Source organism: Janthinobacterium sp. GW823-FHT06H09, assembly GCF_058794735.1.
This window is the reverse complement of the sequence record NZ_JBXAHC010000015.1, coordinates 15,657-29,181: the sequence shown is the minus strand read 5'-3', so window position 1 is coordinate 29,181 and position 13,525 is coordinate 15,657. Positions and strand designations below refer to the sequence as shown.

Below are 13,525 nucleotides of genomic sequence, written 5' to 3'. Positions count from 1 at the left end.
CAATGATCAATACCGCAGCCCTGTTCGGCACCGCATTTTTACCCGGCCAGGCCGGCTTCGACATCGAGACGATCACGGGCCTGGCTGAATGGCGGCTGGACGTACCCGTGCTGTTCAAGCTGCTCATCGGCGCCGGCACGCAAGCCGTCGCCTGGCCCATCTACGGCGATGGCGAAGACTGCCCCTGCGTGCTGGCCGCGCCGATGGCACAGGCACAGGCGAGCTGGCAAGCGTTGTCCGCGCTGATGGACCGGCCGCGCGACGCGGCCGCCATCGTCGCGCGCAGCGCCATCAGCAGCCTGCTGGCCAGCGGCCAGGCGTGGCTGATCCTCGATTGCGTGCAGCTGATCGCGCACGATATCGGCACGCCGGAGTACGCGGCCGCGCTCGAGGCCCTGCGCGCCGAGGCGCATGCCCTGCACTCTGCCCTGCAGCGCGGCGACCGGGACGCGTTGGCGCCACTGCTGGCCGCTGGTTCCGCATCGCCCGCCACCGGCTACTGGTCGGCGTCCGCCAGCGCGCAACTGGCCGATGTCGAGGAACTCGATGCGGAAGATGTACCGTTCCTGCAAGGCCTGGAAGTGGCGGGATGGGAGGAAGACGCGCTGTGCTATGCAGTCAGCGCCGCCGCTGAACCGGACGTCACCGGCCTCGTCACGCCCTATGGCCGCTGGATCGTGCCGCTGTCGCAGCGCTATGTCGACCTGGGCGTTTACTACGCGGACGATGGCTGGATCACCTTTGCCACGGCGGACGCCCCTGATGCACACGGCGTGCTGGACCTCAACGGCACGGTGGTGCTGCCGCCGTCCCCCGGCGCCCTGTACGTCATCAGCCCCCATCTGGTACAGAGAATCGCGCCGGACGGCGCCAGCAGCCTGCTGCGCCTGCCCGACGGCGCGCTGCTGATGGACGGGGTGGACAACATCTGCCAGCGCGACGATGGCTTGATCGACATCGAACGCCAGACGGGCGATGACGACGAGCGCAATGTGCACGGCGTGGTCGACACCACGGGCAAGGTGGTGGTGCCGGCCTCCTACAGCTCCGTGCAGGATTTCGGCACGAAGAAAAAAATCGCCATCGTCAGCCAGCGCATCGCCGGGCGCTTCCTGTTTGGCCTGGTCAATAGCCAGGGCGAGCTGCTGGCGCCCTGCCAGTACGAAGCAATCGATAGCGCCACCACGTCGTCGCCGCCCAAGCTGCGCAAGAATCTGATCTTCGCCATCGATGCGCAAGGCCTGGCGTGCATGCTGACCCTGGACGGAAAACAGGCTTTTGCGCCGCGGTATCCGCCCGCCCACCATCTGCGCGGCGTGGCCGTGCAAAGCGACTTTTTATATGTGGTCAACGATGGCATGGCCTGGAGCATGGATTTCACGGGCCAGCTGCTGGAGCAGTTCGACACCGTGGAGAACTTCAAGGCGGCCATCACGGCGCAATTGAGCGAGTCCATCGGCCTGGGCCAGAAAAAGCCCGAGAAAAAGCCCGCCAAGCGCCGCAGTTTCACGCCGGCGCAGATTCTGGCGAAGGCCGACCGCGAGCAGTTGCGCGCGCTGGCCGCGCTACTCTTGCTGGGCGATGCGGCACTGGCCGCACGCTGCGTGGACATCACCCTGGAAGAACTGGCGGATGACGACCCGGAAGCGGAATACGAAGGCGAGACGCCCGAAGCGGCGTGTTTCTTCCTGCTCTGGTCCACGGCCGCCGATGCGCTGGGCCACGGCACCACCCTGGACTGGAAATCGGTCGATGAAGTGCCACGCATAGCCCGGCACATCGACCTGCCCGCGCTGCGCGATTTTTCGTGGGCGCAGCGCGAGGATGGCGACGCGATGGCCGAAGGCCTGGCCGCCATCGCCACCCACCTGGCGCCGCATCAGCTGCGCCTGGTGAACCTGCACGACGGCGAAGACACGTATTATCTGGGCGTGGTGCGCGCGCAGGATGCGGCCGCGTTCAGCAAGGTGGCGCTGCAGGCGGCCCTGCGGCCCGTGCTGCTGTGACGGCTTGCCGGCCCGTCTGCTGATATCGCACCCGGCCGGCAACATGGAGCGCCGTTGCTGGCCGGGTGCATCTTTACTTGACGGAACGATCGAACAGCGCCTTGTCAAAACGCAGGGTAATGACTTCGGTATCGTCCGGCTTGCCTGGCTTGCGGCCGTCTTCACCGGGGTAGTTCGTGTCAATTGCCACGACTAGCGTGTGGGCATCGAGGACTTCAACGCTCTCCACCGAGTCGAAAGGCATGCTGAACTTACCCACAGGCATATTGCTCGCCTGCCCGCCGATGCCTTTGGGGTCGGAGATATTCAGCAAGTCCACCAGCAGCGTTTTCTTGAGGGCGCCATCAGCATCTTTCTCCTTCAGGTCGACCAGGTACAGGCGCTTGATCACGGCCTTGGCGCCCCAGAAGCCGTCGCGCTCGATGAGCACGAACTTGCTGCCGCCGACATTGGTCATGTCGCCGATCACGACGCCATTATCCTTGGCCGCGCCATCCTTGCGGTACACGAGGTTCTTGCCCGTATAGCGCATGGCGGCGGGGTCGAACTCGAAGATGTTCAGGTAGCGTTCATCCGCGGCAACGGGCCGCAGCGACGGGTCGCTTGGCGCCGCTTCCGGCACCGCGTAGAGCAGGCTGCGGTCGGCGTTATAGGCCAGGCTTTCGAAGCCGCGGCTGCCTGACAGGGTGATGCTGACGCCCTTGCCCAGCACTTCCGGATTGGCCGGGCTGCGCAGGAAGGGATGGGGAACGGGATCGCCCATGAGCGTGCCGTTTTTGTCGAAGTGCAGGATATACGGGCCGAACTCCTCGCCCACGAACCAGGTGCCATCGGCGGCGCGCGCGAGCGATTCAATGTCGAAGTCAAAACCGGTCAGCAGGCGGCCCGCGCGAATGCGCGCATCGACGGCGATACCGCTGTCGGAAAAGACCAGCCCGCCGGAGGTGTTGCTTGGGTAGTTGACATAGTCGGCCGTGATTTTCAGGTCGATGCCCTTGCCGTCGTTTAAGAAACCCCTGGCGTCGTTGAAGGCGAGGAAACTGTTGATCTTGATGCTGCCCGGCGTCTTGCTGGCGTCTGCGTCCATGCGGAAGTTGATGCTGGCGTTATACAGGCCGAGCACGAAATCGGCCGAATTGCCCTTGGCGCCGTAGCCATTGTCGGCCATGGCAGTCCAGCTGCCGTCGTCATTCCTCAGCAGAGCGGAGAAGCCCGGAATCGGCACGCCATTGGCAAACGGCGGGCTGACGCCAAGCGCCGCGGCCGTGAACTGTCCGGAAACCGGCGCCGGCCAGCGCGCCGTGTCAGGCAACGCTGCCCAGCCGACCAACTGGTGCGGCAGCCCTTCCCCCTCCTTGGGTGCCGCGTCGGGAGCCGCAGAGGAACTGCCGCCGCAGGCGGCCAGCATGCCGCTGACCATCACGATGGCCAAGCCGCGGCACAAATTCAAACCGCTCAAATGACAACGCATATTTGCTTCCTCTACAAGATGAATGGAGAGGAAAGCTTACCGGCCTTCGGTGACCAGTTTATGACATGCGTCCCTAGCGCGCGCGGCGGATGCCGGCAGGAAGCGCACCGCCCGGGCCCGTCAATTGCAGCGCACTTCCCCGAAATGCTGCGCCAGACTCAGGCCCAGTCCCTGCTCCACGGCGTTTTCCACCTGCGCGGCCAGCGCGGCTGCCTCTTCCGCCGCCTTGATGTCGCGCTCGTTGGTGGAACCGGCCGGATAGCCGGAGTTCACGCGCATGCCGCCGAAGACGAACAGGCGGTAGACGTCGGCCAGGCTGATGCGGTTGACGTTGCCCAGCAAGACCCAGTGGTCGGAACTGTCGGCCACGCGCTTGCCCCACTGTACCCGCACGGCGCCGTCCACGTTGACTCTTCCCACCCAGCCCTGCTGCACCATCTTGTCGAGCAGGGTTTCCATCTCTTCGAAGCCCAGGCGCGTGCTGCGGCGGATCTCGGCCGCGCCCACCAGGGCCGAATCGGCGCAGTGGCACGCCTGGTGCAGCACTTTCAGGATGGCGACGGCATCGACGAATTCGCTGCCGGGCGCCGCCTCGTACCACCAGCGCTCGTATTTCACGACGGGCAAGGCGGCCACCAGCAAGGCGCCCACCAGGGTGATCATCCAGCTCAGGTATATCCACACGAGGAACAGCGGCAAGGCGGCCAGTGCGCCATAAATGCGCGAATAGGTGGGGAATTCCTGGATGAATTCGCCGAAGCCGCGCTTGGCCACCTCGAACGCCAGCGCCGCCAGCAAGCCGCCCCAGGCCGCGTCGCGCCAGTCCACGTCGCGGTTCGGCACGGCGATGTAGAGCAAGGTAAACGCCAGCATGGTCAGGCCGATCGACACCAGGGTATAAAACACGGCGCCGATGAACGGCACGGCGCCCACCACGCCGCTGGTGGCCATGAAGAGGCGCGAGGTCACCGTCAGCGACACGCCCACCAGCAGCGGCCCCAGGGTGACGATGGCCCAGTAGACGAGCAAACGCTTGGTCCAGCGGCGCTCCTGGCGCACGCGCCAGATGCGGTTGAAGACGCGCTCGATCAAGCCCATCATGCCCACCGAAGTGACGATCAGGGCGCCCGCGCCGATGGCCGACAATCGCGTCGCCTTCGAGGCAAACGTCGTCAGGTAGTCGAGGATGGTGTTCGAAATCCCCTTGGGCATCACGCTTTGCACGAAATAGTCTTCCAGCGCGTGGCGGAAGGTATTAAACAGGGGGAAAGTGGTGAAGATGGCCAGGGCCAGCGTGAGCAGCGGCACCAGCGCGAACACGGTGGCGAAGGTCAGGCTGCCGGCCACTTGCGGCAGGCTTTCCTCGCGCACGCGGCGGCGCGCGAACTGCAGCAGGTCGCGCGTTTCGGACCACGTCAGGCCGCGCACGACGTCCAGCCCCATGCTCAGGTTGCGCCACAGGTATTGGAAGAACGGGAATATATATTTTGAAAACATGTGCAAAATCAGAACGGCGCCATGACAGCAGTCGTATCAGGCTGTAAAGCGCCCTATAATACCAATGATGAAGCCAACCAATCTGATTATTCTCGTATTGTTTTATTCACGCCATGGCGCCACGCGCCAGTTGGCCGAGCTGATAGCCCAGGGAGTGGAAAGCGTGCCCGGTTGCGATGCGCGCCTGCGCACCGTGCCCGCCGTCTCCACCGTGACGGAAGCGACGGCGCCCGAGGTGCCGCTGGACGGCGCGCCCTACGTGGAACTGGACGACTTGCAGGAATGCGCGGGCCTGGCCCTGGGCTCGCCCACGCGCTTCGGCAACATGGCCGCCGCCATGAAGTACTTCTGGGATGGCACGGCCAGCGACTGGCTGGCCGGCAGCCTGTCCGGCAAGCCCGCCTGCGTGTTCACGTCCACGGGCAGCCTGCACGGCGGCCAGGAATCGACCCTGCTGTCGATGATGATCCCCCTTTTCCACCACGGCATGCTGGTCATGGGCTTGCCCTACACGCACCCGGAACTGATGACCACCTCCACGGGCGGCTCGCCGTATGGCGCCACGCACTGGTCGGGCATAGACGGCGACAAGGCCTTGAGCGACGATGAAAAACGCCTGGCCGTCGCGCTGGGCCGGCGCCTGGCGGAAAACGCCGCGAAACTGGCAGGCGCATGATGCACGGCACACTGCACAAGTATTTTCACTGGGGCGCCATCGCCAGCCTCGTCACCCTGATCGTCTGGTGTCTGCTGTGGGAAACCGTCGTCGCGCCGCTGCAGCCGGGCGGTTCCTGGGTCGTATTGAAAGCGGCGCCCCTGCTCATTCCCCTGTACGGCGTCATCAAGCGCGACGTCTACACCCTGCAATGGTCGTCGATGGTGATCCTGCTGTACTTTACGGAAGGCGTGGTACGCGGCTACAGCGACACGAACCCCACCTCGGCCCTGATGGCCTGGGGCGAGGCGGCCATCGTCTGCGTCTATTTTGTCTGCGCCGTGCTGTATCTGCGCCCGTATAAAAAGGCGGCCAAGCGCATGGCCAAAGAGCTTCTGGAAAAAGTGAATAAAGTGAGCATCAAGAAATGACTGGTCAAACCGATTTCCTCGCCGCCTGCCGCGACCTGCTGGGCGATACCTACGTCCTCACCCGCGATGCCGACACGGCGCCCTTCCTCACCGACTGGCGCGACCGGTTTACGGGCAAGGCCCTGGCCGTGCTGCGCCCCGCCACCGTGGAACAGGTGGCCGCAATCCTGCGCGCCTGCGCGCAATGGCAGGTGCCCGTCGTGCCGCAGGGCGGCAATACGGGTCTGGTGCTGGGCAGCATCCCCGATGCCGCCGGCACGGCCGTCGTGCTGTCGCTGGCGCGCCTGAACAGCATCCGCGCGCTCGACCCCGTCAACCGCACCATCACGGTCGATGCCGGCTGCATCCTGCAAACCATCCAGGAAGCGGCCAGTGCCGCCGGCTGTCTGTTCCCCCTGTCGCTGGCGGCCGAAGGCAGCTGCACCATCGGGGGGAATCTGGCGACGAACGCGGGCGGCACGGCAGTACTGCGCTACGGCAATACGCGCGAGCTGTGCCTGGGCCTGGAAGTGGTCACGCCGCAGGGCGAGATCTGGAGCGGCTTGCGCGGCCTGCGCAAGGATAATACGGGCTACGATTTGCGCGACCTGTACATCGGCGCCGAAGGCACCCTGGGCGTGATCACGGGCGCGGTGATGAAACTGTATCCGCAGCCGAAGGCCTGCATCACGGCGCTGGCCGCCATGCCCTCGCCCGCCCACGCCCTGCGCTTGTTAAGCCTGATGCAGGACCATTGCGGCGCCAGCCTGACGGGCTTTGAATTAATGTCGCAATACTGTTTGCAACTGGTGGCCGAGCAGTTCCCCCAGCTGCCGCGGCCTTTCGCCGACGCGCATGGGCAGTCGCATGGGCAATATGTGTTGCTGGAACTGTCCAGCAGCCAGTCCGAGGCGCATGCCGTGGAATTGCTCGAAGCGAGCATCGGCGCGGCCCTGGAAGACGAGTTGATCGAAGACGCCGTCGTCGCCAGTTCCGTGGCGCAGTCCGAAGGCCTATGGCAGCTGCGCGAACATATTCCGCTGGCGCAGGCGCAGGCGGGCAAGAACATCAAACACGATATCTCGCTGCCCATTTCCTGCATCGCCGACTTCATCGCCGTCACGGATGCGGCCCTTGCGTCAGCCTTCCCCGGCTGCCAGCTCGTGTGCTTCGGCCACTTGGGCGACGGCAACCTGCATTACAACGTGGCGCCGCCAGCCGGCATGACGGACCGGGATTTCCTGGCCAACCAGGACGCCATCAACCGCATCGTGCACGACCAGGTCCACGGCTTTGGCGGCTCGATATCGGCCGAACACGGCATCGGCGCACTGAAAAAGGCGGATCTGGCGCACTACAAGTCGCCGCTGGAACTGCAGCTGATGCGCGCCGTGAAGCAGGCGCTGGACCCGCAAAACATCATGAATCCGGGGAAGATATTGTGAAGCCATCGTCTCTCCTGCTCTGCGCCATGGCCTTGCTGGCCGGTTCCGCCAGCGCGCAGGACGTCTACAAATGCGTGCAGGATGGCCAGACCAGCTATAGCGCCACGCCCTGCACGGGCGGCCAGCTGCAGATCCTGGAAGTTCCCTCGCCTCCGCCCGCCGTCGACAAGGGCGCGGCCACGCGTCAGGAACGGGTGGCCAGCCAGATGGAAGCGGCGCGCAAGAAGCGCGAAAACCTGGAAGACCAGGCGCGCGAACGGGCCGCCAAACAGAAGGAAATGCACGAGAAGCATTGCGCCCAGCTACGGCTGGAACAAAAATGGGCGGCGCAGGACGCCGTCGGCGCGGGTGATAAAACCCGCAATGCGGCGCAACTGAAAGCGCGGCGCGCCGGCGAGCGCCTGGCCGTTGAATGTCTGAATTGAGTGCGCCGGCAGCCAATCCCGCAGGTATGCGCCTGTTGTCGCGCTGGCTGCTGCTGGGCGAATGGCGCGCGCATCCCGTGCGCGCCTTCGTCGCCATCCTCGCCATCGCCATCGGCGTGTCGCTGGGCTTTGCCATCCATTTGATCAACGCGGCCGCCTTCAATGAATTTTCCACGGCCGTCAAAAGCCTGTCCGGTCAGGCCGACGTGCAAGTGGCCGGGCGCGAAGCGCTGTTCGACGAAGCCGTCTACCCGTGGCTGGCGCAGCGCGACGGCGTGGCCGTTGCCTCGCCCGTGCTGGAACTGCAAGCCGGCGTGAGCGGCAAGAAGGACGGCGGCCCGCTGCACATCCTGGCGCTCGACGTCTTCCGCGCCGGCTTCATCTCGCCCGACCTGATCGGCGCGCCGGCCGAAGGCCAGCCTTTCGACACCCTGGCCGACGACGCCCTCTTTTTATCGCCTGCCGCCTTGCGCTGGCTCGACGTCGCCGAAGGCGGCCAGGTCGCGCTGCAATCGGGCACGGGCACGGTGTCCCTGCGCGTGGCCGGCTCGCTGCAGCGGGCGCGCGCCGGCCAGCGCATCGCCGTGATGGATATCGGTGCGGCGCAATGGCGCTTCAACAAGCTGGGCAAGCTGTCGCGCATCGACCTGAAACTGCGCCAGGGCGTCAACCGCGACGCCTTCCAGGCCGCGCTGAGCAGCGCGCTGGAAGCGCAGTACCCGGGGCGTTTCCAGGTGGGGCAGCCGAATGATGAAAACCAGAATAGCCGCAACAATAACCTGAGCCGTGCCTACCGCGTCAACCTGACGGTGCTGGCCCTGGTCGCCCTGTTTACGGGCGCGTTCCTCGTGTTTTCCACGCAGGCCCTGTCCGTCATCCGCCGCCGCGGCCAGTTCGCGCTGCTGCGCGTGCTGGGCATGGAGCGCAGGCCTTTGCTGCGCCAGGTGCTGTTAGAGGGCGCCAGCCTGGGCGTGGTCGGCGCCGCGCTGGGCATCGCCGGCGGCTACGCCATGGCCGCCGTGGCCCTGCGCTTCTTCGGCGGCGACCTGGGCGCCGGCTATTTCGCGGGCGTGCAGCCGCAGGTGCAATTCACGCCCGTCGCCGCTTTCGTGTATTTCGCCCTCGGCCTCGGCGTGGCCTTGCTGGGTTGCGCCGCGCCCGCGCTGGAAGCGGCGCGCGCCGCCCCCGCCATCGCCCTGAAATCGGGCAGCGAAGAAGTTGTGACGACGCGCCTGGCCAAGACCTGGCCAGCGCTGGCGTGTCTGCTGCTGGCCGGCGCCTTGACGTTCCTGCCGCCCGTCTTCGAGCTGCCCCTGTTCGGCTATCTGTCCATCGCCCTGCTGCTGATCGGCGCCATCGCCCTGATGCCGCAGCTGGCGGCCGTCGTCTTCCGCGCCCTGCAAGCCGCCTGGCTGCGCACGGAAACGAGCAAGCATGCGCCCGTGCGCAGCCTGACCGTGGCCCGCCTGGCGAACGCCTCGGGCCAGGCCGGCATCGCGCTCGGTGGCGTGCTGTCGAGCTTTAGCCTGATGGTGGCGATGGCGATCATGGTGTCGAGTTTCCGCGTTTCCGTCGACGACTGGCTGCTGCAGATCCTGCCGGCCGACGTGTACACGCGCCCGGCGGCCAGCGGCGGCACGGCGGGCCTGAACCCGCGCGAACAGGCGAGCATCACCGCCCTGCCCGGCGTGGCCAGGGTGGATTTCCAACGCCTGCGCTCGCTGTCGCTGGCGCCGGACCGCCCGAACGTCATGCTGCTGGCGCGCCCCATCAACTTGCGGGACCCTGGCAAGAGCATGGTACTGGTGGGCGACACCCTGCCCGTGCCGGCAGGCAGCCGGCCCGTGTGGCTGTCCGAAGCGGCGGCCGACCTGTACAACGTCAAGCCTGGCCAGCAGATCGCGCTGCCGCTGGCGGGCGGCCGGCACAAGTTCTTCGTCGCCGGCATCTGGCGCGACTATGCGCGCTCGTCCGGCGCCATCCAGATGCCGCTCGATGACTACCGCGCCCTGACGGGCGATATGGACGTCAGCGATGCGGCCCTGTGGCTGGCCAAAAATACCACGGGCGAGCAGTTGCAGGAAAAGCTCAAGGCCCTACCCTTCGGCGCCAGCCTGGAAGTATCGAACCCGTCGGCCATCCGCGCCCTGAGCCTGCAGATATTTGACCGCAGCTTCGCCGTCACGTATTTATTGGAAGCCATCGCCATCCTCATCGGCCTGTTCGGCGTGGCCGCCACGTTCTCGGCGCAGACCCTGGCGCGCGCGCGCGAATTCGGCATGCTGCGCCACGTGGGCGTGACGCGCGGCCAGATCCTGTCCATCCTGGCGCTCGAGGGCGGCGCGCTAACGGCGCTGGGCATCGCCACCGGCTTTGTGTTGGGCCTGTTGATCAGCTTTGTGCTGGTCTTCATCGTCAACCCGCAATCGTTCCACTGGACCATGCAGCTGCACCTGCCGTGGTCCTTGATCGCCACCGTGGCCGGCGCCCTGCTGACGGCCGCCGCCCTCACCGCCCTCATCGCGGGGCGCCAGGCGCTGTCCGCTGGCCCCATCCGCGCCGTCAGGGAGGACTGGTAATGCGCCGTTTGACTTGTTTATTGTTGTTTTGCAGCGCCGCCGCCATCGCCGCGCCGCCCGCCTTCGCCCCCGTCACGCCGCTGCCGGCCGGCCAGACCCTGCGCATGCCGCACGATTTCGGCGCCCACCCCGCCTATAAAACGGAATGGTGGTACGCCACCGGATGGGTAAAAACCGCCGGCGGCGAGCAGCTGGGCTACCAGGTGACCTTCTTTCGCAGCGCCACGGCCGCCGACGCGGACAACCCCAGCGCCTTCGCGCCGAAACAGCTGATCATCGGCCATGCGGCCCTGTCCGACCCGAAAGTGGGCAAGCTGCTGCACGACGAGAAAAGCGCGCGCGAGGGTTTTGGCCTGGCCTACGCCAAGGTCGGCGACACGGACGTCAAACTCGACGACTGGCGCATGCAGCGGCAAGCGGACGGCAGCTACAAGGTCAGCCTGGCCGCGCGCGACTTCAGCTTGCAGCTGACCCTCGCGCCCACGCAGCCCGTGCTGCTGCAAGGCGTTGGCGGCTATTCGCGCAAGGGCGCGCAGCCCGCGCAATCGAGTTATTACTACAGCGAGCCGCAGTTGCGTACCACGGGCACGATCGCCCGCGCGGGCGGCAAGCCGGAAGCCGTGACGGGCGCCACCTGGCTCGATCACGAGTGGTCGAGCCAGGTGCTTGATGCGGACGCCAGCGGCTGGAACTGGATAGGCGCCAACCTCGCTGACGGCGGCGCCCTGATGGCCTTCCAGATCCGCAGCAAGACAGGTGCTAAACTATGGGCGCACGCGACATGGCGCGATGCGTCCGGTAAGATGACGCAGTACGCGCCCGGCGACGTCGATTTCACGCCCACGCAGCTGTGGCGCTCGCCCCGCACGCAGGCCGAATACCCGGTCGCCACCGAGATCCGCACGGGTGCCACGCGCTGGCAGATCAAGCCCCTGCAGGCCGACCAGGAGCTCGATTCACGCCGCTCGACGGGGGCCGTGTACTGGGAAGGCGCCGTGACGGTGGAGCGCGACGGCCAGCCGGTCGGCCGCGCCTACCTGGAAATGACGGGCTATGTCCAGCCGATGAAGTTGTAAGCAATGCATAAAATGCCGGGGTCAGACCCATCGGGTCTGACCCCGGACAAGCAAAAAAGTAAATCAAAGCGAAAAACAATGACAACCAGCACAGAAACAGGCAGCACCAGCAAAGCAACCGCCGCAACCGCCGCAAGTACCGCACCGACTCCCGACACCGGCAGCAGCCGCGAACTGAAAAAAGGCAGCCTGGCCGCCTTCAAGGGCTTGATGCCCTTTCTGACGCCGTACCGCAAGCAGTTCTTCCTGGCCGGAATCGCGCTGGTGGTGGCCGCCGCCTCGACCCTGGCCATTCCCGCCGCCTTCAAGCAGATGATCGACCTGGGTTTCGGCGGCGCGGCCGGCTCGAAAAGCATCCAGCACGTCGACCTGGTCTTCCTCGCCCTGTTCGGCGTGGCGTCCATCCTGGCCTTGGCCACGGCGGCGCGCTTTTATACGGTGTCGTGGCTGGGCGAGCGCGTCACGGCCGACATCCGCAGCGCCGTGTACCGCCACGTCGTCACGCAAAGCCCGGAATTCTTTGAAACCACGCAGACGGGCGAAGTCCTGTCGCGCATCACCACCGACACGACCCTGATCCAGGCCGTCGTCGGCACCAGCATCTCGATGGCGCTGCGCAATGTGCTGCTGTTCCTGGGCGGTCTGGTGATGCTGTTCGTCACCAGCGCCAAGCTGGCGGGCATCATCATCGGCCTCTTGATCCTCGTCGTCGTGCCCATCATCGTGTTTGGCCGCCGTGTGCGCAAGCTGTCGCGCGATTCGCAGGACCGCATCGCCGACGCGTCGGCCATGGCCGGCGAAATCCTCAACGCCATGCCCACCGTGCAGGCGTTTACGCACGAGAAAATCGAATCGAAACGCTTCGGCGACTCCGTCGAAGGCGCCTTCATGACGGCCATGCGCCGCATCCGCGCCCGCGCCCTCTTGACCATGATCGCAATTTTGCTGGTCTTCGGCACCATCGTGTTCGTCCTGTGGCTGGGCGCGCGCGCCGTGCTGGAAGGCGCGATGACGGGCGGCGACCTGGGCCAGTTCATCCTGTACGCTTCCATCGTGGCCGGCGCCATCGGCGCCCTGTCCGAAGTCATGGGCGAAGCGCAGCGCGCCGCCGGTGCCACCGAGCGCCTGCTGGAACTGATGGCCGTCAAATCGGAAATCGAGTCGCCTGCCACGCCGCTGCCGCTGCCGGCGCGCGCCGCGAACGGCGCTTCGCTGTCGCTGGACGACGTCATGTTCTCGTATCCGTCGCGCCCCGATACCCACGCCCTGAACCACGTCAGCCTCGACATCCGCGCCGGCGAAACGGTGGCCGTCGTCGGCCCGTCGGGCGCCGGCAAGACCACGCTGTTCCAGCTGTTCCTGCGCTTCTATGACCCGCAAAGCGGCAGCATCCGCCTCGACGGCGTCGACATCAAGCAGCTCGACCTGCACACGCTGCGCGACGCCATCGGCATCGTGCCGCAGGATACCGTGATCTTCTCGGCCGACGCCATGGAAAACATCCGCTATGGCCGCGCCGGCGCCAGCGACGACGACGTCATCGCCGCCGCGAAGATGGCGGCCGCCCACGAATTCATCGAACGCCTGCCGAACGGCTACAAATCCTTCCTCGGCGAACGGGGCGTGCGCCTGTCCGGCGGCCAGCGCCAGCGCATCGCCATCGCCCGCGCCCTGTTGAAAAACCCGCCGCTGCTGCTGCTCGACGAAGCGACCAGCGCGCTCGACGCGGAATCGGAACGCCTGGTGCAAAAGGCGCTGGAAGCGGCCATGGTGGGCCGCACCACCGTCATCATCGCGCACCGCCTGGCCACCGTGCAGCGGGCCGACCGCATCATCGTCATGGAAGACGGCAGGATCGTCGAGACGGGCACGCATGCGTCGCTGGTGGCGCTTGGCGGCATCTACGCGAATCTCGCCGCACTGCAATTCCATCACGTACAGCTCAATCCAGCGGAATAATC

General features: G+C 66.0%; 10 protein-coding genes. 8 read left to right on the top strand and 2 right to left on the bottom strand.

The window, feature by feature from the left end; translation table 11 throughout:
• The first annotated feature begins 2 nt into the window (after positions 1 to 2).
• On the top strand, positions 3 to 2,006 hold the full coding sequence (locus tag AC1Q6X_RS22720; protein WP_492498466.1) for a DUF6630 family protein: 2,004 nt from the start codon (positions 3 to 5) through the stop codon (positions 2,004 to 2,006).
• A 73-nt stretch (positions 2,007 to 2,079) separates the two neighbouring features.
• Here the strand turns inward: AC1Q6X_RS22720 and AC1Q6X_RS22715 are convergent, their stop codons facing one another.
• A complete protein-coding gene (locus AC1Q6X_RS22715; RefSeq protein WP_492498465.1) occupies positions 2,080 to 3,477 on the bottom strand; it encodes an esterase-like activity of phytase family protein in 1,398 nt (465 codons plus the stop codon).
• A gap of 120 nt (positions 3,478 to 3,597) precedes the next feature.
• Positions 3,598 to 4,974: a YihY family inner membrane protein gene (locus AC1Q6X_RS22710; RefSeq protein ID WP_492498464.1), complete on the bottom strand. Its 1,377-nt coding sequence runs from the start codon at positions 4,972 to 4,974 to the stop codon at positions 3,598 to 3,600.
• Between the two features lie 67 nt (positions 4,975 to 5,041).
• Between AC1Q6X_RS22710 and wrbA the strand changes: the two genes are divergently transcribed.
• The 7 genes from wrbA to AC1Q6X_RS22675 all read left to right on the top strand — a co-directional run bounded on the left by wrbA (position 5,042) and on the right by AC1Q6X_RS22675 (position 13,523).
• Complete coding sequence (wrbA, locus tag AC1Q6X_RS22705; RefSeq protein WP_070224480.1) at positions 5,042 to 5,650, top strand: NAD(P)H:quinone oxidoreductase; 609 nt, start codon at positions 5,042 to 5,044, stop codon at positions 5,648 to 5,650.
• The gene (locus AC1Q6X_RS22700; protein ID WP_070224481.1) at positions 5,650 to 6,060 is read left to right on the top strand and encodes a DUF2069 domain-containing protein; all 411 of its coding nucleotides are present in this window, start codon (positions 5,650 to 5,652) and stop codon (positions 6,058 to 6,060) included. Before wrbA ends, AC1Q6X_RS22700 begins: the two co-directional genes overlap by 1 nt.
• Positions 6,057 to 7,484 carry an FAD-binding oxidoreductase gene (locus tag AC1Q6X_RS22695; protein ID WP_492498463.1) on the top strand — a complete coding sequence of 476 codons (1,428 nt, stop codon included), beginning with the start codon at positions 6,057 to 6,059 and terminating at the stop codon, positions 7,482 to 7,484. The genes AC1Q6X_RS22700 and AC1Q6X_RS22695 overlap by 4 nt, the downstream gene beginning before the upstream one ends.
• Positions 7,481 to 7,909: a DUF4124 domain-containing protein gene (locus AC1Q6X_RS22690; protein ID WP_083287885.1), complete on the top strand. Its 429-nt coding sequence runs from the start codon at positions 7,481 to 7,483 to the stop codon at positions 7,907 to 7,909. Before AC1Q6X_RS22695 ends, AC1Q6X_RS22690 begins: the two co-directional genes overlap by 4 nt.
• Positions 7,897 to 10,488 (top strand): FtsX-like permease family protein, encoded by a 2,592-nt coding sequence (locus AC1Q6X_RS22685; protein WP_492498462.1) that lies wholly within the window; start codon positions 7,897 to 7,899, stop codon positions 10,486 to 10,488. The genes AC1Q6X_RS22690 and AC1Q6X_RS22685 overlap by 13 nt, the downstream gene beginning before the upstream one ends.
• A complete protein-coding gene (locus AC1Q6X_RS22680; RefSeq protein WP_230502718.1) occupies positions 10,488 to 11,564 on the top strand; it encodes a lipocalin-like domain-containing protein in 1,077 nt (358 codons plus the stop codon). The genes AC1Q6X_RS22685 and AC1Q6X_RS22680 overlap by 1 nt, the downstream gene beginning before the upstream one ends.
• A gap of 78 nt (positions 11,565 to 11,642) precedes the next feature.
• The gene (locus AC1Q6X_RS22675) at positions 11,643 to 13,523 is read left to right on the top strand and encodes an ABC transporter transmembrane domain-containing protein (protein ID WP_492498461.1); all 1,881 of its coding nucleotides are present in this window, start codon (positions 11,643 to 11,645) and stop codon (positions 13,521 to 13,523) included.
• Positions 13,524 to 13,525 lie beyond the last annotated feature (2 nt).

What these genes read in the sequence shown, in the direction of transcription:
- AC1Q6X_RS22720 (WP_492498466.1), top strand. Translation starts at nt 3, where the DNA reads ATGATCAATACCGCAGCCCTGTTCGGCACCGCATTTTTACCCGGCCAG.
- wrbA (WP_070224480.1), top strand. Translation starts at nt 5,042, where the DNA reads ATGAAGCCAACCAATCTGATTATTCTCGTATTGTTTTATTCACGCCAT.
- AC1Q6X_RS22700 (WP_070224481.1), top strand. Translation starts at nt 5,650, where the DNA reads ATGCACGGCACACTGCACAAGTATTTTCACTGGGGCGCCATCGCCAGC.
- AC1Q6X_RS22675 (WP_492498461.1), top strand. Translation starts at nt 11,643, where the DNA reads ATGACAACCAGCACAGAAACAGGCAGCACCAGCAAAGCAACCGCCGCA.
- AC1Q6X_RS22685 (WP_492498462.1), top strand. Translation starts at nt 7,897, where the DNA reads ATGTCTGAATTGAGTGCGCCGGCAGCCAATCCCGCAGGTATGCGCCTG.
- AC1Q6X_RS22680 (WP_230502718.1), top strand. Translation starts at nt 10,488, where the DNA reads ATGCGCCGTTTGACTTGTTTATTGTTGTTTTGCAGCGCCGCCGCCATC.
- AC1Q6X_RS22715 (WP_492498465.1), bottom strand. Translation starts at nt 3,477, where the DNA reads ATGCGTTGTCATTTGAGCGGTTTGAATTTGTGCCGCGGCTTGGCCATC.
- AC1Q6X_RS22710 (WP_492498464.1), bottom strand. Translation starts at nt 4,974, where the DNA reads ATGTTTTCAAAATATATATTCCCGTTCTTCCAATACCTGTGGCGCAAC.
- AC1Q6X_RS22695 (WP_492498463.1), top strand. Translation starts at nt 6,057, where the DNA reads ATGACTGGTCAAACCGATTTCCTCGCCGCCTGCCGCGACCTGCTGGGC.